Source organism: Marinobacterium sp. MBR-109, from assembly GCF_040547565.1.
GTDB lineage: Bacteria > Pseudomonadota > Gammaproteobacteria > Pseudomonadales > Balneatricaceae > Marinobacterium.
The window spans coordinates 128,839-153,477 of the sequence record NZ_JBEPPZ010000006.1; the positions used below are offsets into that span (position 1 = coordinate 128,839).

General features: G+C 53.8%; 27 protein-coding genes. 20 read left to right on the forward strand and 7 right to left on the reverse strand.

All coding sequences use genetic code 11. From position 1 onward, the window contains the following. Positions 1 to 16 precede the first annotated feature (16 nt). Positions 17 to 259, forward strand: a complete 243-nt coding sequence (locus ABIE60_RS09720; RefSeq protein WP_206835743.1) for an SHOCT domain-containing protein — start codon at positions 17 to 19, stop codon at positions 257 to 259. Between the two features lie 97 nt (positions 260 to 356). Further along, positions 357 to 1,238, forward strand: coding sequence for a CopD family protein (locus ABIE60_RS09725; protein WP_206835738.1), 882 nt, complete (start codon positions 357 to 359; stop codon positions 1,236 to 1,238). Positions 1,239 to 1,242: 4 nt separating this feature from the next. Here the strand turns inward: ABIE60_RS09725 and ABIE60_RS09730 are convergent, their stop codons facing one another. Further along, the gene (locus tag ABIE60_RS09730; protein WP_354469227.1) at positions 1,243 to 1,920 is read right to left on the reverse strand and encodes a heavy metal response regulator transcription factor; all 678 of its coding nucleotides are present in this window, start codon (positions 1,918 to 1,920) and stop codon (positions 1,243 to 1,245) included. 34 nt (positions 1,921 to 1,954) lie between these two features. Then, a complete protein-coding gene (locus ABIE60_RS09735) occupies positions 1,955 to 3,325 on the reverse strand; it encodes a heavy metal sensor histidine kinase (RefSeq protein ID WP_354469228.1) in 1,371 nt (456 codons plus the stop codon). Between the two features lie 456 nt (positions 3,326 to 3,781). Between ABIE60_RS09735 and ABIE60_RS09740 the strand changes: the two genes are divergently transcribed. The 5 genes from ABIE60_RS09740 to ABIE60_RS09760 all read left to right on the forward strand — a co-directional run bounded on the left by ABIE60_RS09740 (position 3,782) and on the right by ABIE60_RS09760 (position 5,712). Next, positions 3,782 to 4,183 (forward strand): hypothetical protein, encoded by a 402-nt coding sequence (locus ABIE60_RS09740; RefSeq protein ID WP_206835728.1) that lies wholly within the window; start codon positions 3,782 to 3,784, stop codon positions 4,181 to 4,183. Between the two features lie 325 nt (positions 4,184 to 4,508). Further along, positions 4,509 to 4,676 (forward strand): hypothetical protein, encoded by a 168-nt coding sequence (locus ABIE60_RS09745; protein ID WP_206835725.1) that lies wholly within the window; start codon positions 4,509 to 4,511, stop codon positions 4,674 to 4,676. 13 nt (positions 4,677 to 4,689) lie between these two features. Further along, on the forward strand, positions 4,690 to 5,046 hold the full coding sequence (locus ABIE60_RS09750; protein WP_206835723.1) for a heavy-metal-associated domain-containing protein: 357 nt from the start codon (positions 4,690 to 4,692) through the stop codon (positions 5,044 to 5,046). Positions 5,047 to 5,164: 118 nt separating this feature from the next. Next, positions 5,165 to 5,452 (forward strand): YHS domain-containing protein, encoded by a 288-nt coding sequence (locus ABIE60_RS09755; RefSeq protein ID WP_206835719.1) that lies wholly within the window; start codon positions 5,165 to 5,167, stop codon positions 5,450 to 5,452. Then, positions 5,449 to 5,712, forward strand: a complete 264-nt coding sequence (locus tag ABIE60_RS09760; protein ID WP_206835717.1) for a DUF5676 family membrane protein — start codon at positions 5,449 to 5,451, stop codon at positions 5,710 to 5,712. The genes ABIE60_RS09755 and ABIE60_RS09760 overlap by 4 nt, the downstream gene beginning before the upstream one ends. A gap of 169 nt (positions 5,713 to 5,881) precedes the next feature. Here ABIE60_RS09760 and cadR read toward each other — a convergent pair whose 3' ends face one another. Further along, positions 5,882 to 6,289 (reverse strand): Cd(II)/Pb(II)-responsive transcriptional regulator, encoded by a 408-nt coding sequence (gene cadR / locus ABIE60_RS09765; protein ID WP_007148576.1) that lies wholly within the window; start codon positions 6,287 to 6,289, stop codon positions 5,882 to 5,884. Between the two features lie 95 nt (positions 6,290 to 6,384). Here cadR and ABIE60_RS09770 point away from each other — a divergent pair, with 95 nt between their 5' ends. The 7 genes from ABIE60_RS09770 to ABIE60_RS09800 all read left to right on the forward strand — a co-directional run bounded on the left by ABIE60_RS09770 (position 6,385) and on the right by ABIE60_RS09800 (position 11,151). Continuing rightward, positions 6,385 to 7,281 (forward strand): cation efflux transmembrane domain-containing protein, encoded by an 897-nt coding sequence (locus tag ABIE60_RS09770; RefSeq protein WP_004364974.1) that lies wholly within the window; start codon positions 6,385 to 6,387, stop codon positions 7,279 to 7,281. A gap of 3 nt (positions 7,282 to 7,284) precedes the next feature. Then, positions 7,285 to 7,797, forward strand: coding sequence for a signal peptidase II (gene lspA / locus ABIE60_RS09775; protein ID WP_003821921.1), 513 nt, complete (start codon positions 7,285 to 7,287; stop codon positions 7,795 to 7,797). 21 nt (positions 7,798 to 7,818) lie between these two features. Next, positions 7,819 to 8,991: a transposase gene (locus tag ABIE60_RS09780; protein ID WP_206835674.1), complete on the forward strand. Its 1,173-nt coding sequence runs from the start codon at positions 7,819 to 7,821 to the stop codon at positions 8,989 to 8,991. A 213-nt stretch (positions 8,992 to 9,204) separates the two neighbouring features. Beyond that, the gene (locus ABIE60_RS09785) at positions 9,205 to 9,375 is read left to right on the forward strand and encodes a DUF2933 domain-containing protein (protein WP_341868537.1); all 171 of its coding nucleotides are present in this window, start codon (positions 9,205 to 9,207) and stop codon (positions 9,373 to 9,375) included. Positions 9,376 to 9,477: 102 nt separating this feature from the next. After that, positions 9,478 to 9,951, forward strand: coding sequence for a hypothetical protein (locus ABIE60_RS09790; RefSeq protein ID WP_206835671.1), 474 nt, complete (start codon positions 9,478 to 9,480; stop codon positions 9,949 to 9,951). 98 nt (positions 9,952 to 10,049) lie between these two features. Further along, the gene (locus ABIE60_RS09795; protein WP_206835668.1) at positions 10,050 to 10,460 is read left to right on the forward strand and encodes a c-type cytochrome; all 411 of its coding nucleotides are present in this window, start codon (positions 10,050 to 10,052) and stop codon (positions 10,458 to 10,460) included. Between the two features lie 10 nt (positions 10,461 to 10,470). Continuing rightward, the gene (locus ABIE60_RS09800; RefSeq protein WP_502914949.1) at positions 10,471 to 11,151 is read left to right on the forward strand and encodes an Aq_097 family APC-type transporter; all 681 of its coding nucleotides are present in this window, start codon (positions 10,471 to 10,473) and stop codon (positions 11,149 to 11,151) included. A 234-nt stretch (positions 11,152 to 11,385) separates the two neighbouring features. On the opposite strand, the gene ABIE60_RS09805 is transcribed toward ABIE60_RS09800, so the two are convergent. The 3 genes from ABIE60_RS09805 to ABIE60_RS09815 form a co-directional block, all read right to left on the reverse strand. After that, positions 11,386 to 12,117 carry a copper resistance protein B gene (locus tag ABIE60_RS09805; RefSeq protein ID WP_206835662.1) on the reverse strand — a complete coding sequence of 244 codons (732 nt, stop codon included), beginning with the start codon at positions 12,115 to 12,117 and terminating at the stop codon, positions 11,386 to 11,388. A 12-nt stretch (positions 12,118 to 12,129) separates the two neighbouring features. Next, positions 12,130 to 13,788 carry a copper resistance system multicopper oxidase gene (locus ABIE60_RS09810; RefSeq protein WP_242530006.1) on the reverse strand — a complete coding sequence of 553 codons (1,659 nt, stop codon included), beginning with the start codon at positions 13,786 to 13,788 and terminating at the stop codon, positions 12,130 to 12,132. Positions 13,789 to 13,849: 61 nt separating this feature from the next. Next, on the reverse strand, positions 13,850 to 14,401 hold the full coding sequence (locus ABIE60_RS09815) for a cupredoxin domain-containing protein (RefSeq protein ID WP_206835660.1): 552 nt from the start codon (positions 14,399 to 14,401) through the stop codon (positions 13,850 to 13,852). 312 nt (positions 14,402 to 14,713) lie between these two features. Here ABIE60_RS09815 and ABIE60_RS09820 point away from each other — a divergent pair, with 312 nt between their 5' ends. Genes ABIE60_RS09820 through ABIE60_RS09830 form a run of 3 tightly spaced genes read left to right on the forward strand, consistent with a single transcriptional unit; the run spans position 14,714 to position 17,751 of the window. Next, positions 14,714 to 17,014 (forward strand): heavy metal translocating P-type ATPase, encoded by a 2,301-nt coding sequence (locus tag ABIE60_RS09820; protein ID WP_206835658.1) that lies wholly within the window; start codon positions 14,714 to 14,716, stop codon positions 17,012 to 17,014. 15 nt (positions 17,015 to 17,029) lie between these two features. After that, a complete protein-coding gene (locus tag ABIE60_RS09825; protein WP_206835655.1) occupies positions 17,030 to 17,383 on the forward strand; it encodes a cupredoxin domain-containing protein in 354 nt (117 codons plus the stop codon). A 14-nt stretch (positions 17,384 to 17,397) separates the two neighbouring features. Then, positions 17,398 to 17,751, forward strand: a complete 354-nt coding sequence (locus tag ABIE60_RS09830; RefSeq protein ID WP_206835653.1) for a cation transporter — start codon at positions 17,398 to 17,400, stop codon at positions 17,749 to 17,751. A gap of 254 nt (positions 17,752 to 18,005) precedes the next feature. Here ABIE60_RS09830 and ABIE60_RS09835 read toward each other — a convergent pair whose 3' ends face one another. Next, positions 18,006 to 18,635 carry a tyrosine-type recombinase/integrase gene (locus ABIE60_RS09835; RefSeq protein ID WP_242530005.1) on the reverse strand — a complete coding sequence of 210 codons (630 nt, stop codon included), beginning with the start codon at positions 18,633 to 18,635 and terminating at the stop codon, positions 18,006 to 18,008. 563 nt (positions 18,636 to 19,198) lie between these two features. On the opposite strand from ABIE60_RS09835, the gene ABIE60_RS09840 reads away from it, so the two are divergent. Genes ABIE60_RS09840 through ABIE60_RS09850 form a run of 3 tightly spaced genes read left to right on the forward strand, consistent with a single transcriptional unit; the run spans position 19,199 to position 24,566 of the window. Further along, complete coding sequence (locus tag ABIE60_RS09840; RefSeq protein ID WP_354469230.1) at positions 19,199 to 20,116, forward strand: radical SAM protein; 918 nt, start codon at positions 19,199 to 19,201, stop codon at positions 20,114 to 20,116. Further along, entirely contained in the window at positions 20,113 to 20,520 is a 408-nt protein-coding gene (locus ABIE60_RS09845; protein ID WP_354469231.1) for a DUF6375 family protein, read from the forward strand. The genes ABIE60_RS09840 and ABIE60_RS09845 overlap by 4 nt, the downstream gene beginning before the upstream one ends. Positions 20,521 to 20,534: 14 nt before the next feature. Then, positions 20,535 to 24,566, forward strand: coding sequence for an NACHT domain-containing protein (locus ABIE60_RS09850; protein WP_354469232.1), 4,032 nt, complete (start codon positions 20,535 to 20,537; stop codon positions 24,564 to 24,566). Positions 24,567 to 24,639: the final 73 nt, after the last annotated feature.

The window sequence follows — 24,639 nt, forward strand, 5'->3', positions numbered from 1 at the left end:
ATGAGGAGGTACCGCCATGTGGGGTGATTATCAGGTCCATGGCTGGGGCTGGATGCTGTTCGGCGGCGTCCATATGATTCTGTTTTGGCTGCTGATGGTGTTGCTGATCGTGGCTTTGGTCAAATGGCTGAAAGGGCCGAGCAGCTCTGAGGATCGGGGGGCGCAGGATGCGCTTGACATCCTCGACCAGCGACTGGCGCGCGGGGAGATCGATATGGATACCTATCGCAAGCTGAAACAGGAGTTGCAGCAACGCTAGTAAGGAACAATGGCTTCGGGTGATTGCAATGAGCAGGCCCCTGTTGCCCGGGGTATATTTCAAAAACCTATGAATTTCACTGGTTGGAGGAGGTACTGTGAGCGATTGGGAATGGCTGACACTGACTTCACGCTGGGTGCTCTATCTGGGAATGGCGATCGCGGTGGGTGGTATTGCCGGCGAATGGCTCTTGCACCGTTACAGGGCTATCGGCCCTGCTCTTAAGCGATACACCCTGACAGGTATTCTGCTGGCGCCTCTGGCATTGATCACCCACTTCCTGATTCGTGCAGGTGCGCTGGCTGAAGCCGGAGTCAGCGGGATGTTCGAGCCTGTCATGTTGCAGCTCATGTGGCAGTCCACGGCGGGCGATGCTCTGATCTGGGCAGGATTGGGTATGCTGTTGCTGGGGGTTTCCCACTATATCAACCTGCGCTCGGATAATACCGGTCCCATGCACTGGCTGCAGTTGGTCACGGCCGTGGCCGGCATGGTTACACTGGCGTTCTCCTACACGCTGAGCGGCCATGTTCAAAGTGAAGGCATGTTGTCAGCGGTGACCTTGACGGCACATGTGCTACTGATTTCTTGGTGGATGGGCTCGCTGTTTCCGCTCTGGCTGGTCACACACCAGCTCGACTCTGAGCAGAGTCATGAAGTACTGGAGCTATTCGGCAGGCTAGCGTTGCCAGTCGTGCTTTTAGTGCTTGTCGCAGGCATGGTGCTTAGCTACCGCCTGACCGGCTGGTCAGCTGACCTGATCACCAGTCAATACGGTTTCTGGCTGATACTCAAGGTAGCATTGGTTGGTGCAATTCTGGCATTGGCCGCTTTCCACAAACTCTATCTGGTTCCAGCGCTCAAGCATGTTGGTGATGCTCGTTCGATGAAGCACTCGCTGATGCTGGAAAAGGCCGTAGGCATGGCGATTCTTGCCGTTACCACGGTGCTGGCGGTACTGGTAGGGCCGGTGCACTGATGCCTCAGGTGCGCTCCTCCAGTACATACCCCATGCCTCGGACCGTGTGAATAAGCTTGTTGTTAAAGGGGTCATCGACCTTGCTGCGCAGCCGGCGTACGGCAACTTCGATCACGTTGGTATCACTGTCGAAGTTCATATCCCATACTTGCGATGCGATTAGTGAACGAGGCAGAATCTCACTCTTACGACGCATCAGCAATTCAAGGAGCGAAAACTCCTTGGCGGTCAGATCAATACGTTGCTTCTGACGACTGACCTTGCGCTTGATCAGGTCCAGCTCAAGATCCGCTACGGTCAGCAGAGTAGTTTCTGAAGGGCTACGGCCCCGGCGCAACAATGTTCGGACGCGTGCCAGTAGTTCGGAAAAGGCGAAGGGCTTGATCAGGTAGTCATCGGCACCCAGTTCAAGCCCCTTGACCCGGTCATCGACGTCGTCGAGTGCGGTCAGGAACATGACCGGCGTGGAACTGTCACGTTTTCTGATCGCCTGTAGAATCTGCCATCCGTCCAGCTCTGGCAGCAGCACGTCAAGTATCACCAGGTCGTAACGTTCCTCCATTAAAAGTGCCAAACCATCCATGCCGGTACGGGCCAGGTCGACAACGAAGCCAGCTTCGCCCAGTCCCTGGCGCAGGTAATCGCCTGTTTTTACCTCGTCTTCTACAATCAGCAGTTTCAATCTGACCTCCTCAAGCATCAGTTTCAGTATAGCGTTAGCGGTTGTGTACCGGGAGTGACAGGGTAAAGCAGGTTTCCTCGGTATTGGAACATACCGATACCTCTCCGCCGTGCGCGTGGGCGATGGCGCGGGTGATTGGCAGGCCAAGCCCTGTGCCATCATTTGAACCATGGGCGCGGGCCCGGTCGCAACGGTAGAAGCGGTCAAAGATATAACGTTGGTCATGTTCCGAGATCGGCGGCCCCTGATTACAGATCGTCACGAGTGATTGATCCCCATGAGTTTGTATGTCGATCCTTATTTCGGCGCCTTCAAAAGTATGGCGTATGGCATTGGATATCAGGTTACTGAGCGCCCGGTCGATCATCATGAGATCCCCTTGAGCAGTACCCTTTCCCTGTAGTTGCAGCTTAATCTGTTTTTCGTCAGCCAGCGCTTCGTAGAAATTGAATAGCTTCTCCACTTCGGTGGCAAGATCTATACAGGAGCTTGAGGGTAGCTCGAGCCCATTCTCGGCTTTGGCAAGAAAGAGCATATCGGAAATCATGCGTGACATACGCTCGAGTTCTTCAAGGTTCGAAGCCAGAATGTCCGAGTATTCAGCCAAGGTGCGTGACTGGGACAGGGAAACCTGGGTCTGTGTCATCATATTGCTCAGAGGGGTACGCAACTCGTGGGCAATGTCCGATGAGAAGTGCGTCAATCGGCTGAACGATGCTTCCAGTCGATCCAGCATCAGGTTTAATTCATTGACCAAGTCTGCAATTTCTGTGGGCACGGATTCCAGTGGCAAGCGCTGGTCGAGCCTCTCGGCACTGACCGCCCGTGCTTTCGACTTGATCATTCGTAAGGGCGACAGGCCCTTTTTAACGGCCAGCCATCCGAGCAGGCTACTCAGTAGTATGGCGATGAGAATGAAGGACAGGAGTTGCCTCATGAATGTCTCCATGAAAAGAGTATGTCGAGACGTTGTGATACCGATAGCGATGACGACGCCTTGACCAAAAGCTGTTTCCTCGGATATGGCAATTGCGGTTCCCCGGAACTCGGTGCCCTGTTGCGACCACTCCGCCTCATATACTTGACCCGGCGTAAGAGATGTCAGGGGAAAGTCCAAAGAACCGGAAGTGTACAGGTTTTGCCTGCTCAGGGTGTCAATGCGGAAGCTGATCAGGCGGTGGCGATGGGCAATTTCATCGAGTTTAGCCGCAAGTTGTGTTGTATCGGTCGAATCGGGTGTCGGCTTCACCAGGTTGACGATCTGGTTCAACTTGGGTTTGAGCTCGTTGAAGTCCTGAGCAGCGAAGTGGCCTTCTATCGAGTGCTGGATGAGCAGGCTGAGGCCGAACAGTATGGCCGCCGATACCAGGGAAAAGAGCAGGGTCAGACGAAGCGTTAGTGACATCATAAGCCTTGGTCAAGCGAACGTTGTGTTTCCGGTGTCAGGATGCAAGTCAGACAGGTTTCCGTTGCGGTCTTCGAAACCAGTATGACGCCCTGAGCAAGTTTGCCATATCGATAATGTAAATAGTCATGATTACGAAAAAGTAATGTTCATAATGTGTCTGGTTTGAAGGGGTTTAGGTGCTTTTTTCAGTACTTTTCAACCAAAGCATCATAGAAAGTATCAGGAGATCGAGGGCTTGAGATGTATGGGAGCTTTCCATGTTAGAAAAAGGTCTTTACTGGGCGCAGGACGCGAATAATAAGATTTTTAGTTAACCTCTTACTGTTTGATTTTTAATTGGTTTTAAGTGTATTTAGTAGCGTTATAAAAAAGATTACATGATTATAATTTTGGGGTAATTCATGAGACAGGCTTGATCGTTAACATCTGGTTATTCTTTCAAATGGAGTGTAAATGATGAAATCTATCAATCAGGCAGTTTTGGGAGCTTTACTCGTATCAGTGGCATCGGTGTCGGTCGCTGAAGAAAAGCACTACATGATGATGTCGGGAGAAGGGCCTCAGAGTTACATGATGGAAGGACGTGAGCACGGTGTATCTGATGACTCTGCCGGAAGTGACAAAGTGTTGGCAAAATCGATGCGCTCTAGTAAGGATGAACACTACATGATGCTTTCAGGGGAAGGGCCTCAAGGGTATAAAATGCAAGGCCAGCAGCATGGAATGTCAGGCTCCTTTGGTAAGAGTGATAAAGAGGCCTCCAGTTCCCGGCGCAACGCTCAGAGCCGGCATTACATGATGCTCTCAGGAGATGGGCCCCAAGGTTATATGATGGACGGTGCCAAGCATAAATGATGTTGCTTATTACGAAATTGCACAATTATATAAAGAGTCGATAATCTTTTCTGCTGGCCATATCGAAGGATATGGCCAGCTTGATTCAATGGAAATGTAAGGGTGAGTTCAACGTTTTAATATTCGGATGCCTTGTCGCGCAAGAACCTATCCTGATATTAAGTGCATCAGGATATCTGATGTTTTCATGCTCTATGTAAAATTACAAAAATGTAATCAGCCGGTAAGTTTTATGTCGGTAATATTCAACCATACTGAATGCAGGGTAAAGGGCTGCGTATTGATACTGCAGTCTTGCGCAGAGGGATTGGCAGGGCTAACTGTCATGACCCGAATCATTGATCAGCATAATCAGATGATTGAGCTATATCGCTATCTGCACGCCCAGGCTGGTGCCGCTTCTGCGAAGGAGTTATTGCAAAGCCTGATAACTATGGAAGAGCACGAGGCGATGCAGATGGTTATGGGTAACAATCGATTACAAGATGTTTGATAAGGAGGCCGACATGTCTAACACAGACCACAAGCCGGGTGTTCACGAGGTCTATCTGGTGCGGCGAAAGCTGAAGCTTGATTCTCTGGATGCCGAGCAAGCGACAGCTATTGCACAGGAAATAGAGCCATTGCTTGGCGTCGATAGTGTAGCGCTTGATCCAGTCACACGGCGACTGGATATCGCCTACGACGCTTCAGTTCTGCAGCTTGAGCAGATTGAGGCGATAGTACGTCGCTACGGCAGTGACCTTGATCAGAGTTGGTGGAATCGTTTCAAGGAAGGCTGGTATCGCTTCACCGACCAGAATGTTCTGGACAACGCCAGGCATGAACCTTGGTGCTGCAGCAAGGTTCCACCAAGGAAATAGCCTGTTGCCATGCGCTCTACCGTTGGACAATCCGATTAAATACAAGGTGCCCTGCGGGAGCGAAATCACCTTCCTGATCGCTGTCTTATTGAGAGAATGCGGGGCTGGAGGATGACAGATGGACGGATTCATATCCTTGCTGGTGTTTGCAGGGCTGTTTTATCTGATGATGCGTTTTGGATGCGGTGCGCACATGATCCATGGTCATCATCATGGGCATGGTCACTCTGGCCATAAACGAGGGGAAGCGCACAGGGATCCCGTCTGCGGCATGGAGGTTGCGCCGGATCAAGGCTACGGCAAGGTTCATAATGGTCAGACGCTTCGCTTCTGCTCCCGTGTCTGCCTGGATAAGTTCGATGCTGATCCCGAGCGCTATCTCCACAAGACAGGTGAACAGTCATGACCACCCGAGTCTCTCTTGTTGCCGTTGGCCATGCCTCTAGCCTGTTCCTGGCGATCTCGTTCTCTGTCTGTGTCGGATTCGACCTGTTGTTTCCCGAGCAGGCGATGTATGAAAGCTGGCGGGCATTGTTGCCAGGTTTTGAGTGGATCAGTTGGGGTAGTTTCTTCCTGGGGCTGCTGGAAAGTTACGGCTATGGCTGGTATTTCGCCCTGATCTGGGTGCCGCTTTACAATGTCTTTGCGGCGCGTAGCGTGCGCTGAAACAGCTCGAAGTGGTCGCTTTGCCGATATGGCCAGTCGTATATTCATCTGGCTTTGTTTTGATTATCAGTTAGATTACAAAGGGTAAGCGGATTAAATGGTTGATCTTACCTTTGCATGAGAGTGAGACAGACCGGCATCTCATCGGATTATCTGGTTGATGCTTCACCTACTGCTGGTGCATGTTTCCTTCGCTAATTCCAGCAAGAACCCCACACGCCTCAACTTCCCGGTCATCGTTGCAACTCGCTCTCAGTGAAACGAGTTGTTTCTCAAGCGCTTGCAGAGCGGTTATCTGCGACCGCACATGAGAGATGTGATCATCGAGCAAGGTGTTGACGGCGGTACAAGGCTGATGAGGGTCGTCCTGATAGCTCTGTAGTTCGTGAATCTCAGCCAGTGACAGGCCCAGGATTCTGCAGCGACGGATGAAGGCCAGCCCCTCACCATGCTTCTCGGTATAGACACGGTAACCGTTGTCCTGCCGATCAGGCGGCGGCAACAAGCCCTGCTGTTCATAGAAGCGGATCGTCTGTGTTTCGACCCCTACCAACTGCGCCAACTGACCAATGCGCATCAGCCTCCTCCCCAACGGATTCTTTACTCTATTGACCTTATAGTAGCTTTATAGTTTTAAATGGTACCACAACATTGTTCAAGTGGAGTCGTATCATGAGCAAATCCTGTGGTGGCGCCTGTGGCGGTGATGCAACGTCCGCAGCGGATACCGATATACAGGCCTCCTCCGAGGCGCCAGGGAGATGGGTCAGTGTTTATGCCGTGCCGAAGATGGACTGTCCATCAGAAGAACGAATGATTCGCCTAGCCCTGAACGGCTTTGAGGAGATTCGGGCGCTGTCCTTCGACTTGTCGAACCGCCGGCTGAAGGTCGTGCATGACGGCGAGGTCGAGCCCGTCACCTCGAAACTGAAGACCTTGGGGCTAGGCGCCTCGCTTCAGGAAACCGTCGCTGCAAATCCGGAGACCATCAAGGCCGCCGAGTTTTCGGCAGCTTCTGCTAAGCAAGAATCCGGGACCCTGCGCTGGTTGCTCGGCATCAATGCACTTCTGTTCGTGGTGGAAATGACTGCCGGTCTGATCGCCCGGTCCACCGGCCTGATTGGAGAATCCCTGGACAATTTTGCCGATGCGGCGGTGTACGGGCTTGCCCTTTATGCGGTTGGACATAGCGTGAAAATGCAGGTACGTGCCGCGCATCTTGCTGGTGTACTGCAACTGATCTTGGCTGTGGGCGTGCTCGTAGAGGTGGTGAGACGCTTTGTATTCGGTAGTGAGCCTGAATCGCTGGTGATGATGGCTATCGCATTCGTCGCATTGATTGCCAATACCAGTTGTCTGCTGCTCATATCCAAACATCGGGAAGGCGGGGCGCACATGAAGGCAAGCTGGATATTCTCGGCCAACGACGTGGTGATCAACCTGGGGGTCATCACCGCCGGCGCCCTGGTCGCGTGGACCGGTTCCAATTATCCGGATCTGATTATCGGCACCATCGCGGGGGGCATTGTACTTAACGGTGCCAGACGCATTTTGGCGTTGAAGGGTTAAATAATGCTCATTATTGGCAAAAAGCTCTCGCCGTATGCCCTATTGTCCATATCGGGCCTGCTGGCAGCGTCTGATCAGGCTGTAAAGTGGCTGGTGCAGCAATCAATGGCCTATGGCGAGTATGTTTCGGTGACCCCGTTCTTTAACTGGGTGCACCTATGGAACACCGGTGCCGCATTCAGTCTTTTTGCGAATGGTGGAGGCTGGCAGCGCTACTTTTTTATCGGAATCGCGGTAGTGGTCTCGATTTTTCTGATCAAGCTGATCCTTGAAAATCGTCATAAAGGAGAAGCCATCGCTTACAGTCTTATCCTCGGTGGCGCCATGGGCAACCTGATTGACCGGGTCTTTCGCGGCTATGTTGTGGATTCCTTTGATTTCTATTGGCGAGACTGGCATTGGCCGGCCTTCAACCTGGCTGATATTGCAATTGTCCTCGGTGCCTTACTTTTCGTTTCCAGCAGCTTGTTGGGTAAAAAAGCAAACACCAATGCCGAGTCGGATGGATCTGACTGACACCTACGCCTATACAACACCATGACCGAACTTCCCGACAACATCCTTCACCTGCCGCAATACCAAGTACTGGGCTGCAAATCAACCGACGACGAAATGCACTTCCAGGTGGACGTGCCCGATCCCATCGCCTGCGAGGAATGCGGCGTGCAGGGTGAGTTCGTACGGTTCGGCAAGCGTGACGTTCCCTATCGTGATCTGCCCATCCACGGCAAGCGGGTCACTCTCTGGGTGGTCCGCCGCCGATACACCTGCCGGGCCTGCAAGACAACATTCAGGCCCCAGCTACCGGAGATGGTGGACGGATTCCGTATGACACTGCGGCTGCATGAGTACGTGGAGAAGGAATCCTTCAACCACCCCTACACCTTTGTGGCGGCACAGACCGGCCTGGACGAGAAGACGGTGCGCGACATCTTCAACGCCCGCGCCGAGTTCCTGGGGCGCTGGCACCGCTTCGAGACGCCCCGCATCCTGGGCATTGACGAGCTATACCTGAACAAGCGCTACCGCTGCATTCTGACCAACATTGAGGAGCGAACCCTGCTCGACCTGCTGGCCACCCGCCGCCAGGACGTGGTCGATAAGTTCCATGTGGTGCGCATGGCCAACGATGCCCTAGAGAGAGTGCGCAAGGGCCTCAGAAAGGAGCTGAAACCGTCCCAGAGCCGGACTCTCAAGGGAGACCGGAAAATCCTACTGAAACGCGCTCACGAAGTCTCAGACCGGGAGCGCCTCATCATGGAGACCTGGACAGGCGCGTTCCCGCAACTGCTGGCCGCCTACGAGCACAAGGAGCGCTTCTACGGCATCTGGGACGCCACCACACGGCTCCAGGCAGAAGCCGCCCTGGACGAGTGGATAGCCACCATCCCGAAGGGCCAAAAGGAAGTCTGGAGCGATCTGGTCAGGGCAGTGGGAAACTGGCGCGAAGAGACCATGACCTACTTCGAGACGGACATGCCCGTCACCAACGCTTACACGGAGTCCATCAACCGACTGGCCAAGGACAAGAACCGTGAAGGGCGCGGTTACTCCTTCGAGGTGATGCGGGCACGAATGCTCTACACCACGAAGCACAAGAAGAAGGCACCGACTGCGAAGGTCTCTCCTTTCTACAAGAAAACCATCGGTTACGGACTGCCGGACTTCGCAGAGGAACTCAACTACGGAGTCGATCTATCAACCATCTGAGGGTGGTATCAGATTGATGGGGTGAAGGTGCCCCATCAACCATTAAATCCGTATACCCATTACAAAAATGTAATGCTCAGGTAAGTACCGTGTCGAGTTTGACCTGCCATACTGCTAATTGAAGCTGAAATCTGGTCCATTACTGGAGCTTGGGCACCATTCAGGTCGAAGGTTATACGATGGATAAGCGGTAAGGGGCTGATAGCGCCAAAAGTGATTGCCATTTTGAGCTGTTTCCTGGTGACGGAAGGTCTGGCGCATCTTGTTGCCTGGTTGCCCTGTCTGATTCTTTTGCTCTGTCCATTAAGGCACCTGTTTATGCACCATGGGCATGGTCTTCTTTTCGTTTTTAGCTCTACCAAACCGAGGGCTGGGTTTGATTAAACCGACCCAGCGCTTGGCAGTCAGCACCCCAGCACAGTGAATGATCCCGGCTGCGTTGGGTTTAGCCAATAAAAGACAATTAGAGCAACTGGAGTGAACACTATGAAAACACCGACGCTAATTCTGACGCTGGCGCTGTCGATTGCCAGCCCTCTTGGTTGGGCCCAGCAGGAGCATCATCAGGATGCGAGTGCCCAAAATGGAGCGCCAGCGGCGATGGCCGGTGCAACAATTCAGTCGTCGATGCCGGGCGGCGGCATGGGTATGATGGGTGGTCAGGACGGTATGCTGCCGATGATGCAGCGCATGCGGGAGATGCAGTCCGGTATGGATCGGATCATGGACACTGACGACCCTGAAAAACGAATGGAACTGATGCAAGCGCACCGTCAGCAGTTGCAGGAAACAATGGGCATGATGGGAGAAATGCAGCAGGGCGGGGGTATGGGAACGATGAAAAGCATGGGCATGATGGGCGGCCAGATGAATTGCATGGGTATGATGGAAGCCTATCGTCAGATGGATAAACGCCTGGATCTGATACAGCAACTGCTTGAGCAACGGTTGGATAAGTAGCGGGCTTGTAATGACAGGGTTCGTTTGAGCTGGGCAGAGACGTATGGAAGGGCGTCTGCCCCAGTAAAGAAGGTTTGCCAAGAGGAACACCCATGTTGATGAGTAGACTAATGAAATTCTGCACCAGCCTACTGGTGCTCGTGATGCTTTCGCCTAATGTAGTACTGGCGGACCATCGCAAGGGGCATGTCGATGTCACCGTGCCTGCACTCAGCAAGATGGGCGCGACCGGTCAGCGCGCGTTCAATGAAACCTGCGCCAAATGTCACGGCGAGAACGGTACTGGCACGATGAAGGGACCTCCATTGGTTCACCCGATCTATAACCCGGGGCATCATAACGATAAATCGATCTACAACGCGATGCGCAATGGTGTACGCCAGCATCATTGGCCCTACGGCGATATGCCGAAGCAAACGAGCGTCGGCTTCATGGAGTCCACCGCTATCGTGAAATTTATCCGCGAAATGCAGGAAGCTAACGGCATCGTTTACCAGCAGCACCGCTGATGGTCGGTGTATGAGCGGTTGCTCGCCGGATCGTCAGTTGCCGCAACCACGGCAGATCATCCCTGCGATGAGTACGCCACTGGCCTCCATATTCGGCAGTGGGTTTCTCGTTATCGTACCTGTGCTGGCCAGCGGCGTGGGGCCCTATGCCATACTGGCGATGTTGGCGATCTCCGTGGTCGCGCTCCAGACCGGCGCCATCGTGCGCCACAATATCCTCTGCGCCGAACCGGTGCTGGCCGCGGGAAACAAGCGGCTGACAGTCATGCTCGAGCGCGGCTCCGACATTGCGCTGGTGTTGGCCTATATCGTTTTCGTTGTTGTTACCCTTCCGCTAGTGCCGGTGTTGAACGGACAGTACGAAGACAACAGCTTGATCAGCCTCGCAGTCACTGTCTCTACCCTGTTATCGATGCCTCTGATCCTAGCGGCGCTATCCCAATTTTCGGCGGCAGTAGCCGATACGCTGGCGGCAGTGTCGAACCTTGAGGAGGTGAGCCACAGGCGATTCAAGCCAGGATGGGGTTATCTACTGGTTGGTGCTGCTACAACGGTGTTGGCCTGGACCGGTTCGACCTTTACCGTCATTGCCCTGGCGTCCAGAGCCTTTGCGTTGTATTACCTGCTGCAATGCCTGGTTGCGTTCAATGTTTGTCGGAACAGTCGAGAACGAGTGCGTTTTTCATGGTGAGCCTGGCGCTGGGCTTCATACTGCTATTTGCGGTACCTGCAGACTAGGGACAAACCGGCTTGTCATTTTGCTCCGTCGGAATTATCGCGGCAAACGGAAAATATCAGGTAACCGCTGTACTCGTCGTTATGTTAGGGGGGATTGGTTGGGTACCACGTGTGAAGCTCGGAGAGTGTTTAGGAAGGAGCGTCAGAGAAGGGGAATAACTGTGTCTGACGCCCCGCCACCTTCACATCAGAACCAGGCGCTGATACCCAGCACGAATGCGGTTGACTCGATATCCTCACCTTCATTGCGAGCATAATCGGCGGTGTTGCCGAACTTCCGTTCCCACTGAACGCCGAGATAGGGGGTGAACTTGCGATTCAGCTCGTAGCGCAGCCGCAGTCCCAACTCGGCCGAACTCAAGCCTGTACCGATACCGATCTTCTCGTCGTCGCTGAAGGCGACGTTGATCTCGGCCGCCGGCTGCAGGATCAGCCGTTGGGTCAGCAGCAGGTCATATTCTGCCTCAAGCCGGGCCGACGTATCGCCTTCATCGCTCAGGAACAGGTTGGCATCAACCTCGAAGAAATAGGGCGCAAGTCCCTGCACTCCGGCAACCGCATAGGTTCGGGAGGGTCCCGGCTGATTGTCGTAACGGATGCCGAACTGGGCGTCGAAAAAGTCTGAAATCAGTCGTTGATAGAGCAGCTGATACTCGGCGCTTTCGGTGGGGCCACCTTTGGCGCGCTCGCCGTTGGTCTTGAACGCCAGCCCCTGATAATCGTTGCGAACGTTGACCTGACCTTCCCAGAAGGCCAATTTATCGTTGTTGTCCAGTTCGCGCAGCTCGAAGCGATCCAGCATGACCTTGGTCATGAATGCGTCGTCAGCACTGGCGGCGTTAGCGGTTGCAGTGAGCCCAAGCGCCAGTACCGTCAACGCAACTCCCACGGGCGCCCGATAAGTCATCTTAAAAGTCATCTCTTTTGCTCCTTACAGTGCGGCAGACTGAGCGACTGGCGGTTCCACTATTACCTTGCGGAACATACCCGACGCCATGTGGTACATCAGGTGGCAATGGAATGCCCACTCGCCGAGAGCATCGACTGGCACATCCACCGTCAGTGTGGTGTTCGGTGCGACATTAACGACATGCTTCAGCGGATTGAACCGGCCGTTGCCCTTGTCGAGCTGCATCCACATGCCGTGTAGGTGCATCGGGTGGTTCATCATGGTGTCGTTGACGAATTTTATCCGTACCCGTTCGCCGTAGGTCAGCCGTATTGGCTCGGCTTCAGAGTACTTGGTGCCGTTAATCGACCAGAAATAGCGTTCCATGTTGCCGGTCAGGCGCAGCTCGATCTCGCGGTCCGGCGCGCGGTAGTCGACGTAGGGAGTCATCGCCTTGAGATCGCCATAGACCAGGAACTTGCCGCCATCGGCGGCGGAGGGGGTCAGGCCGCTACCCGGTGCATAGTCATTGTTCGGCGCGACAGCTGTCATCTGTGAGTGATCCATGCCCGCCATATTGGAATGATCCATATCCCTCATATTGCCTTTATCCATGTCCGGCATACTGGAATGATCCATCTCTCCCATGCCTGCCATGCTCATATCGGCCATCGTCAGCAGCGGGCGCTCCCGCAGCTTGGGAATCTCGCCGGCCAACCCTTCGCGCGGGGCCAGAGTGCCGCGGGCAAATCCCGAGCGGTCGATCGACTCGGCCAGAATCGAATAGGCGTGTTCTTCCTTCGGCTGTATGATCACATCGTAGGTTTCGGCGACCGCCATGCGAAATTCGTCCACAGTCACCGGCTGCACGTTGTTACCATCGGCTTGTACCACTGTCATCTTCAAACCGGGGATGCGGATATCGAAGTAGCTCATCGCCGAGCCGTTGATAAAACGAAGTCGCACTCGCTCACCCGGCTGGAACAGACCGGTCCAGTTGTCATCGGTCGACTTGCCGTTGACCAGGAAGCTGTAACCGGACACGTCGCTAATGTCAGTGGGCATCATGCGCATGCCGCCCCAGGCCAGACGTTCCTTCAGGGCCGTGCCGAAGCCCTTGGCTTTCGCATCCTCGATAAAGCTGCCGACCGTCTGCTGGTTGTAGTTGTAATAGTCACTCTGGCCCTTGAGGTTGGAAAAAATCTGGTTGCCGGTTTCAGCCGACCAATCCGACAGCATCACCACATATTCCCGGTCGAATTTGAACGGCTCGCGGTTTGCCGGTTCGATGACGATCGGTCCGTAGATACCTTCCTGCTCCTGAAAACCGGAGTGACTGTGGTACCAGTAGGTGCCAGCCTGCTTGATCGGGAAACGGTAGGTGTAGGTTTCACCCGGCTTTATGCCGTCGAAACTGATACCCGGTACGCCATCTTCTGTGTAGGGCAACAGCAGGCCGTGCCAGTGGATAGAGCTGTCGACATCAAGCTTGTTGGTTACGTTGATTGTAACCTCTTCACCCTCTTGGAAGTGCAGCGTGGGGCCAGGGATGCCGCCGTTGATGGTCATTGCGGTTTTGGCCTTGCCGTCAATCGTCATCGGTTGATGATCGATTGTCAGGTTGTAAGTGCCGGCCAGGGCACCGAGCGGCATAAGCGCCGCGAGGGCGATCAGCCCTCTAGCCGTATTACTGAGTCGCATAGGGTTCTCCTTGAACTGCAACTACCCCGGCATATTAATACCGGGCTGAAAAAGAGGGGCTTCAAGCTTCGTGCTTGAATTCGCCGACCATTCCAGCCTGGTAATGGCCCGGCATATTGCAGGCAAACTCCAGTTCGGCATCACCCGAGAAGGTCCAGGTCAACTCTCTGGTCTCACCGGGGTTGACCAGTATGCTGTTCGGATCATTGTGCGCCATGCCCTCCATTTCGGGCATTGAGCCGTGGTCCATCCCAGCCATATCATGGTTCATGCCGGTCACTGTCAGCATGCCGTGCTGCATCATCTTGAGCATTTCGGTCTGATGTCCTTCGTGCATATGCGACGTGCCTATATTGAACTCATGCAACAGGCCACCCTCGTTTTTCAGCACAAAACGGATAGTCTCGCCGGCTTGTACGGTGATCGTCTCGGTGTCGAAATAGTTGTCTTTCAGGGTTATCTCGACGGTGCGGGTGGTCTTGGTTGCAATACCGGCCTGACCGATATTCGGTTCTTTAGCTGCATGGCTGATTTCATGAGTCGCATTGGCAACTGCAAAAGCGGGAATTGTGGACAGACACAGGGCCAGCACGGTTGGTTTGATGATAGTCATCGCTACTTCCTCTGATAAACATGTAGCGCCCAGTATATTGATGTCACTTATCGCTATGCTGACGTCAAGATGATATTTCCGTAAGGTTCCCGATCGAGAACTTTTCACCTGGCCTTTGGGGTTCAGTCACGTTCTGGCAGGTCCGCTTTTGAGTAGCAGATCGAGGTACAGAATGACGGGGTGATCATCTAGCGGTGCTATTGATGAACCTTGCTTACGAAAATGTAATCTGGTGGTAAGTTTCATGTCGCTGAATATCACCCATACTGTACTTGGGGAAATAGCGGTATTTCCACAATGGAGTAATAAGACATGCATGAAGCGAAACAGCACACAGAGCATTGCCATCATGAGGCGGCTGGATCTGCAGCGGGTCATGACAGTAGTCCGCACGAACTGCTGATCGAAGGTGCCGGGTGCGCTAGTTGTGTCGGCAAGATTGAGGCGGCACTGCAGAAGGTACCGGGTGTGAACAGTGCCGAGATGAACTTTGCCCAGCGCAGCGTCAGCGTCGTTGGCGATGTGTCCGATCAGGCGTTGATCGCGGCGGTGGAAGCGGCCGGCTATGGCGCCAGGGTGGCGCAGAGCGAGTCGGCAGAAGAACTGCTCAGCGAGAAGGAGCAGGCAGACCAGGCGTACTACAAGCGCCTGATCCGCGAGATGGTGATCGCCCTGGGTTTGGGCGTGCCGTTGATGATTTACGGCCTGTTCATTGGCGAGATGACGGTTGTAACGACCGGAGAGCGCATCGGCTGGTTGCTGGTGGGGCTGGCGACGCTGGCGGTGATGCTGTTTTCCGGTCGACATTTCTATGTCGGTGCCTGGAAGTCGTTTCGTAATCACAGTGCCAACATGGATACCCTGATCGCGCTGGGTACCGGAACGGCCTGGCTGTATTCAATGGTGGTGGTGTTCTTCCCGCAGTTGGTGCCCGAGATGGCACGGCATGTCTATTTCGAAGCCACCGCGATGATCATCGGTCTGATTGACATGGGGCTGGCACTGGAGATTCGTGCCCGCGGCCGCACCTCGGAAGCGATCAAGCGCCTGATCGGGCTCCAGGCCAAGACGGCCAGAGTGCTGCGCGACGGTCAGGAGATCGACATCCCGATTGAGCAGGTTCAGCAAGACGACCAGGTCAGGGTCAGGCCCGGTGAAAAGATTCCCGTCGATGGCGTAGTGCTGGACGGACATTCGTCGGTAGACGAGTCCATGCTGACCGGTGAGCCGATGCCGGTGGAAAAGGCAGCGGATGACGAGGTAGTTGGCGGTACCCTCAACAAGTCGGGATCGCTGCTGTTCCGCGCCACCCGCGTCGGCAAGGATACCGCGCTCGCCAGGATCATCTCGATGGTCAAGCAGGCGCAGAACTCCAAGCCGCCCATCGGGCGACTGGCCGATGTGATTTCCGGCTACTTCGTGCCGACGATCATGATCCTTGCCGTGATCAGTGCCTTGGCCTGGCTCAATTTCGGCCCTGAGCCGGCGGTTGCCTTCGCCATCGTGTCGGCGACCACCGTATTGATCATCGCCTGTCCCTGCGCACTGGGGCTGGCGACGCCGATGTCGGTCATGGTCGGTGTGGGCAAGGCGGCGGAAGCCGGGGTACTGATTCGCAACGGCCAGGCGCTGCAGACGGCGTCGAAGATTACCGCGATGATTCTGGACAAGACCGGCACCATCACCGAGGGCACACCGAAAGTGACCGAGGTGATCCCCTTCGAGGGGGCTGAAGAAGCGGAGGTGCTGCGGCTGGCGGCAACGCTGGAGCAGGGTTCCGAGCATCCGCTGGCACAGGCGATTGTTGAGTCGGCACTGGAGCGGGAGGTCAAGCCGGGTCGTGTCGAAGGGTTCAACGCCATTGCCGGTCACGGTGTGGAAGGTCAGGTCGATGGTCAGATGCTGCTGTTCGGCAATGAAAAGCTGATGCGTGACCGGGGTATATCCATTGAGGCGCACCTTGAGCAGGCTCAGCAGCTGGCAGCGCAGGCGCGCACGCCGATGTACTTGGCGGTGGATAACCGGCTGCTGGCGCTGATCGCCGTGGCTGACCCGATCAAACAGGATTCGGTCGCCGCCATCAGGCGGTTGCAGAAGGACGGTATCCGTGTGGTCATGCTTACCGGCGACAACCGGGATACGGCCAGGGCTGTGGCCGAGCAGGTCGGCATCGACGAGTTCTTTGCCGAGGTACTGCCGGAGGACAAGTCCGGCAAGGTTGCCGAATTGCAGCAGCGGGGCGAGATCGTGGGCATGACCGGTGACGGCATCAATGATGCGCCGGCGCTTGCGCTGGCGGATGTAGGCTTTGCCATCGGTACCGGGACCGATGTGGCGATCGAGAGTGCCGATGTCACCCTGATGCGTGGATCGCTGCACGGCCTGGCCGACGCCATTGCGGTCAGTCGGGCAACGCTGCGCAATATCCGCCAGAATCTGTTCGGCGCATTTATCTACAACGTGGCCGGTGTGCCGGTGGCGGCGGGTCTGCTGTACCCCTTCGTCGGCGTGCTGCTGAGCCCGGTCATTGCCGGTGCGGCCATGGCGTTCTCGTCCTTGACGGTGGTGACCAATGCCAACCGTTTGCGCCTGTTCAAGCCACAGGAACACTGACAGGGAGGTAATATCATGATGGTGATTAATCTGTTTGGGCTGCTGTTGATTGCGCTGATCGTCTGGTGGTTCTGGCTGTACCGGGAGCCGGCCACGGCGCTGGCCGCCGGCGAGATTACGATTGAAGTACAGGACGGCGTTTACGCGCCCGCGCATATCCGCATTCAGGCGGGGCAGCGCGCCCAGCTCAATTTTCTGCGTAAGGATCCCTCACCTTGCGCCAGTGTGGTGGTGTTCAAGGACTTTGGCATCAGTGAGGAGCTGCCGCTGAACAAGACCCGGACGGTGGCATTGCCACCGCTGCAACCGGGCCGCTATCCCTTTACCTGCCAGATGCAGATGTACAGGGGTGAAGTGATTGTGGAGTAACGGAGGTAAGACAAATGAGTGATCTTGACCATAAGCCCGGGGTGAAGGAAGTGAACCTGGTCAGTCACCGGCTCAAGCTGGCCGATGTCAGTGGACAGGCCGCGACGACCCTGGTCGACGAGATTGACCAGCTGTTCGGCATGGACCAGGTGAGCTATGACGCCAGGACATCCAGCCTGTCTTTCGCCTACGATGCGACGCACTGCAGCCTGGACAAGGTGGAAGAGGTCATCCGGCAGCAGGGGGCCAGGCTTGATAATGGCTGGTGGAACCGGATGAAGCGCAGTTACTATCGCTTTGTCGACCAGAACATTAAGGACAACGAGGCCCACGAACCGCACTGTTGCAACAAGGCTCCGCGCAGGTAGACCAGCGATGGGCTGGTGCGTAGGCATGTTTGAAGAGTGAAGCGCCGACTTCTGCCGGTGACGCGGAGCCATGTGCCATCTGGTGATGTTAGTACCAGCCTTCGCTGGTACTAACACCGCGTCATACATCAGGTTTGGTATTCACATGGTAGGTTTTTCCTATTCTCCCACTTTTAAACAGCCACGCTCTCAAATAATATTTATCACAGTCAAAGGTTTGCTTTTGGCCAGCGCATGCCGGCCCTTTTAGCCCCTTAAACATCAGTTTGTTCGGCCAATACGAGGGCGTCATCCAACTCCACTCCCAAATAGCGGACAGTGCTATCCAGCTTCGAATGACCGAGTAGTAGCTGGACTGCTCTCAGGTCATGCGTACGTCTGTATATTAGAGTCGGCTTGGTCCTTCTCATTGTGTGTGTCCCATAGTCACAGACATCCAGACCAACACTTGTAACCCACTGATCAACTATCCGGGCATATTGCCGTGTAGTGATAGGATGGTTGGAAACGACCCTGCTGGGGAACAGAAAGTCATTGCTAGTTAGCCGTTTGTAGCTGATCCAATCACGTAGAGACTTTCGGGTCTCCTCCGTGATTTCGAACTGTACTGGCTTACCAGTTTTCTGTTGGATGATGATGGCTCTACTCTGGATCGTTGTACCGTGGCTGATATCTTTTACTTTGAGGTTCATCAAGTCACAGCCGCGCAGCTTACTATCGATCGCGAGGTTAAACATCGCCAGGTCACGAGTTTTGCCGGCAAGTTCAAGACGAATGCGAATGCCCCAAATCTCTTTAAGTTTCAGAGGGCGCTTTTGGCCTAACAGTTTACCCTTGTTCCAGGGTGGGTTCAGATGCTCTGCATCAATACCGTTTTCGCTCATTGTTCTATCCTCTTCAGCTAGGGAGGATAAGTATTGATCAGGCCGTAGGGCTCCGCCGAAGCGCACATTGCGGACGTTTGCTGGTTTAGTATATCGCTCTGTTTATCAGTAATTCGTGATCGAAGTGGGTAGCTTTTATAAATGACAAACGCATTAGGTGTTTTTTCTCACTGCGCTGACTCATTCTTGGCTGGTAAGACGCGGTAAAATCACCCAGTATCAGATAAATATAGACTGGCCGTTGCGGGATAGATTGCGCACGGTAAATACATATGCGTACGCTCATTTTCAACGGAGGAAAATAGCTATGACTCACAACCAACCATTACCAGCACATATTGCTGACGGGGCATCTCACTCAACATCACAACTTTCTCCCGCTGCGATGGCGCTGGGGGGGAGAATTATTATGGTAAGCAGCATATGTCATCGAATAGCTAGAAATAGCATGCAGACTCTGTCTCAAAGAGTCGTTTAGATGACAAGATCGTCAACAGCTGCCAGAGGGTACAGGCGGGGCCAGTACCCCACTCAAAGAAACCTGCTTACTGTGATAAACCCCTATGAAGTCCAGAATTAGCCCAAACGGGTTACACATATTCGATCGACATTCAGGCCTAAATGTCCTGCTAGACGAATTACGCCCGGAAAAGGAGGCTTGGTCGTTATCACCACGCCAGGTATCCATTGCACTCACTAATGTTTGTGACCTTCAATGCGTGTACTGCTACGCGCCGAAGCACAAAGCGGCGCTGCATCTAGAACAAGTACTCACCTGGTTAAAAGAGCTGGATGCTGAGGGGTGCCTAGGCGTTGGGTTTGGAGGTGGCGAACCCACGCTGCACCCTGATTTCGTTGAGATATGTAAACGAGCTGCGGGAGAGACTCAACTCGCGGTTACATTCACGACTCATGGTCATCACCTGACGTCGCAGCTAGTCGAATGCCTCAAGGGCTCAATCCACTTCGCACGCATCAGCGTTGATGGGGTAGGTCAGACGTATGAAGAGCAGCGAGGGAAACCATTTTTCAGCCTACTTCAAGGCATTGAGCTGATTGCTGACTTGTCGCCCTTTGGGATCAACGTCGTGGTCAACGAGCAGACGGTTCCAGAGCTTGACGCGATAAGCGAGCTCGCGGAAAAGGCAGGAGCTAGCGAATTGCTGTTGCTACCGCAGCAAGCAACCTCCTCGGTAGCAAGTGTGAATGAAGTGGTCAACCAAGACCTTCAGAACTGGGTCTCCAGCTATAGAGGCAAGGTGCGCCTTGCAGTTAGTGAGGCGGGTGCATTAGGGCTTCCTACGTGCGACCCGCTTCCCGGTGAGCGTGGCCTTAAGTCCTATGCACACATAGACGCATCCGGCGTGCTTCGCGCGAGCTCATACTCCCACATCGGTGCGAAGATTGGTGATGCCGGAGTTATGTCGTCGCTTAAACAACTCACGAATACTGTCGAGATTATACAGGATACCCCGTCATGAAAATTTGGAACGGATACAGCTCTGAGCATTCGATGAACCTGGTTCTGATAGGGAAGTTCAAACGAGAGCAAGATGCAGAGAAAGTGGAGAAAGACATTGACAAGCTCAGCGCTCAGTCTTTGAAGGACGACTGTGAATCTATCCCTTTCGCTAGTCCAGAGGATCAGAAATTTTCAGATGAGATGCTCTCGTTGCTCTGGAGCCTCAACCTCCATACCTTAGGGCCAAGTGAGCTTGGGCAGCTGGTATCAGACCATCGCCTTGATCGTGCAAACAATAGAATCACAGTAACGACAGACGAGGCTGATGTATCCGCGTTCTTGAAGCTCTTTATTGAGGCCGGGGCGAAGGTCGAAGTCTTCTCGGCGCACGACTATCCGCTTGATTCAAACGACGATAGCTGAAAAGGAAAACGCCAATGCCTGAAGCAAATTGGGACGTATTCAGCAAATTACCTGGTGCCGCAGATGTAAATTTCGAGAAGCTTTGCCGTGCTCTAATTCGCCGGCACTACGGATGCTTCGGTAGCTTTAAGCAGCTCGCAAACCAACCTGGTGTGGAATTTCATCTTGAACTGACCGAACCTTGTGAGCTTGGAACACCGCCACGCTGGATTGGCTGGCAATGCAAGTGGTATGAGCTGCGGAACGGAGAACAGCTGGGTGCAGCACGCCGTAGCAAGATTATCGATGGCATAAAGAAGACTCGAAAACATGTCCCGGGTGTAACCGATTGGAAGTTATGGACACATCACACGCTGACCAAAGGGGATCAAGACTGGTTCTTTGGGCTTGAAAAAAGCGATTGCCCTGAGTTGAAGCTGGAATTGCTAACAGCAACCGACATTGAGGACCTATTGGTTGGCCCGGGAGCACTACTTCGAGAAACCTACTTCGGTGAACTCGTTCTCACGCCTGCGCTACTTGCTGAGCAGTATAGGCTCGCTGCTGCGCCATTCAACCGCCGGTACCAGCCGGAAGTTCATGTAGTTGTTGGAACAGAGGATAAGATTCTCAAGCATTTGGGTGGCCAGAGCGCGTGGGACTCACTGGAGAAGCTTTCAAGTGCACTCAAAACCAATTGCTCTGCCATTACTTCACTCGTAGAGCAACTCAATACCGTACTCAAGGCTGAAGTCGACTCGCTCTTGGTTCGTGCTACAGGGCTGGCTGACCTGCTTGATAGACTGCATGAGATGCTTGGTAAGGGTGACTTCGACTCAGTTCAGCAAATACTGGTAACAAATCCTTCGCAGCCAGTACGTTACGACAGACTGCTCTCCAAATTGCGTGGGGTGCGTTCAGCCGGAGCACCGTTAATCGCGAACTTAGTCGCAGACATCCACGCAGTTACGTCGGTGCGGCTCAGCTTGGAACAGTCAATCAGCGTTCGGGGCTTAGCTATACTTGCAGCTGCAGGCGAAGGAAAATCCGAGCTTGCCGTCAAGGTCACACAGCCGGACGGAGATGTCCCCGGTGGTGTTTTGCTTCTGGGCAAAAATCTTCACTCAGGCCAAGGACTTGACCAGCTTGTGTCTTCCTTCAAAATTTCTGGCAGGTCGGCGGAGAGCTTCGACCGGTTGGTTGAGGCTGTAGATGCGGCAGGGCAGCGAGCAGGCAAACGCCTCCCAATTGTCATCGACGGTCTGAATGAAGCCGAAGATCCGAGAAATTGGAAGGATGAGCTCGCACGAGCAGACGAGCTGCTCAAAGACTTTCCGCACGTCTTGTTGGTTGTCACTCTCCGCAATGAGTTCGCGCCGATGTGCCTGCCGGAGGAGTTTCCCAAGCTTGAGCACAACGGGTTTCAGGAAAACCCGCAAACGGCCATCGACAAGTACTTTAAGCACTACAGGATCGACGCCACCGACGCAGACCTACCAATCGAGTTCTTACAGCACCCTTTGACGCTAAGAGTATTTTGTGAGGTGGCGAACGCGAGTCGTCAGCACCTTGTCGGGGTGGAGGCATTGCCCAGCTCTCTTGCAAGCCTGTTCGAAGAACACTTCAATCGTGTAGCCGCAAGAGTCGCCGAGCTTTCACCGACAGCACATCGTATCTATCAGGATGATGTTCAGGATGCTCTGCTGAAGATCGCAAGTCTCCTCTGGGAAGGAAATGCGAGAAGCGTGGAGTTTAACGCTGCTCGGAAGGCAGTTCGTGATATGGGCTGGGATGTCAGCGTCATTCGAGCGCTAGAATCCGAAGGTGTCCTTGTTCGAACGATTTTTGAAGATGGCGGACAAGGGATCGCATTTTCATACGATCTAATGGCCGGACATATGATGGCGCGCCACCTGCTTGACAGTCCCGACTTGGCGAAATGGCTACGAAGCGATGAAGGGCGTGCGCAGTTCCAATTCCGCGAACCTGGATCGCATACCTTCGCCTATGACGTGTTCCGGGCTCTGGTTGGTTTGTATCCGCAACGCCGTAACAGGCGTCAGCTTTGGCAAGATTTGTCTGACGATCACCTCATCATGAACGCTCTGTTGCTGACGGCGCAATCAGATCCAAGATACATCGGGAGAGAAACGGTAGAACAGTTCGCCCGTGCGATGCAAAACTCTAAGCAGTTCGCTCAAATTGCTTTCACTAGGCTTCGAAGTATCAGGGCAGCCCGGGCACATCCGTTTGACATGGACTTCTTGCACGGTGTGCTTTCCGGTATGTCCAATACACAGCGTGATCTTGTCTGGTCGGAGTGGGTTCGCGAGAAGTCTGAGGAAGTTGAAAACGACTTCAAATTTCTGTCTGACAGATGGAAATCGGGGTGCCTAGACGAGCGAGAAACTCGGCGAGCGCGCTGGGTGATGTGGACGCTGACGTCTACACATAGAAGACTTCGTGATGTAGCTACCAAAACTCTATACGAGTTTTCTGCCAAACGGCCAGCGGAGTTTTTTCAGCTGGCAGTAGAGGCAATTGCCATTTCAGATCCATACGTCCCCGAACGCATGTTCGCAGCGGCCTATGGTGTGGCGCTGACCACGTGGTCGGATATTAATGCTGTAGAGGTGCGTGAGGCACTGCCCAGATTGGCCCGTGATATTTATCAAGTGATATTCGCGCCTGGCGCTACGCATCCAACTTGGCATGCTCTATACCAGCAGTATTGCCAGGGGATCATCGCTATCGCAAGAATAGTTGATCCAACTTGCTTGTCTAAGGAGGAGACAGCTTACCTGCTTCCACCACTTAGCAATCTACCCAACCCTTTTGACAGCTTGCCACAATACAACTCGGAAATGATCGAATACGCGAAGGATTCAGCGATTCGGATGGATTTTGGCAACTACACGATCGGAGGCCTGATTCCAAGTCGGCCGAATTACGACTACAGCAACACAGACTATCAGCAGGTTCTGACGGAAATCGTTTCCCGAATGCTTATGCTTGGCTATGACCCCCAGCTGTTCGAACCTGTTGATCGGCAAATGAATCCAGGCCCACGCATGGGAAGTGATAGGTACAAGGTAGATCGATATGGGAAGAAGTACAGCTGGATTGCTTACTTTGAAATGTGGGGTGTCCGGAATGCGAAGGGCCTTCTTGACGAGTGGCGAAAAGGACGACCCTCAGACGTGGATATCGACCCGACATTTCCACCTGAGGCTGTGTGCATCGACCTGCAACTCCCAGACTTGTTCAGCGGCCAGCCTACAGATACTGGCGACTGGGTTGTGAACGGTCCGCGACCAGACTACGGAAACATCCTCGAGATCACTGAGATTGAAGGCCTGACGGGCCCCTGGGTTGTACTTGACGGATTTCTTGAACAGAACTCTCACGATGATGACCGACAGATTTTTACCTTTTTTCGAGGTGTGCTCGTGGACAGAGGAGAAGTTGACCGGCTTTGCACATTGTTTACAGATCTTGAATATCCCGGAAACTCCGCAATTCCTGAGGAGCCAACCTACTACTACACCTATGCGGGTGAAATGCCTTTACACTCAATACCCGGACAGCCAGCCTCTGATGAGCAAGAAGGGAATGGCTACGAATACATGGTATCCGCTGATCATTGGTCAAACAATGGCGTGGCGGTCAACATCCCAGTGCAGAAGTATAACTGGGAAAGTTATCACAGTGCACTGAACCAGAGCAGCGGCGCGAAACTGCCCTCTAAACGGCTCTGTGAAGCTTTTAGTCTCAGATATCATGCCAACCAATGGGACTTGCATGATACTTCAGGTGTGGCTTCCTTATACCGCGAAGTCGGAAAGGATGATTCACATATCAGCGGTTCTTTCAGCTATCTGCGTAGTGACTTGCTTAACAGCTACTTGACTGAGTCCGGGCAGGCTCTTGTTTGGCTCATATGGGGAGAGCGTGGCTTTCATTACCGGTCTGCCGGGGTGCGTAACCTGTACAAGCATTGCGAGAGGAACCAGCATATTCACAAATGTGCCCACGTCTATCAGACAAACTCGAAAACACAATCATAGGTATGTTTCAGGCTTAGAGGCCGCATGTAGGAACCTTAACAGTTTCACCAAAGAATATTGTCCGTGATTAACA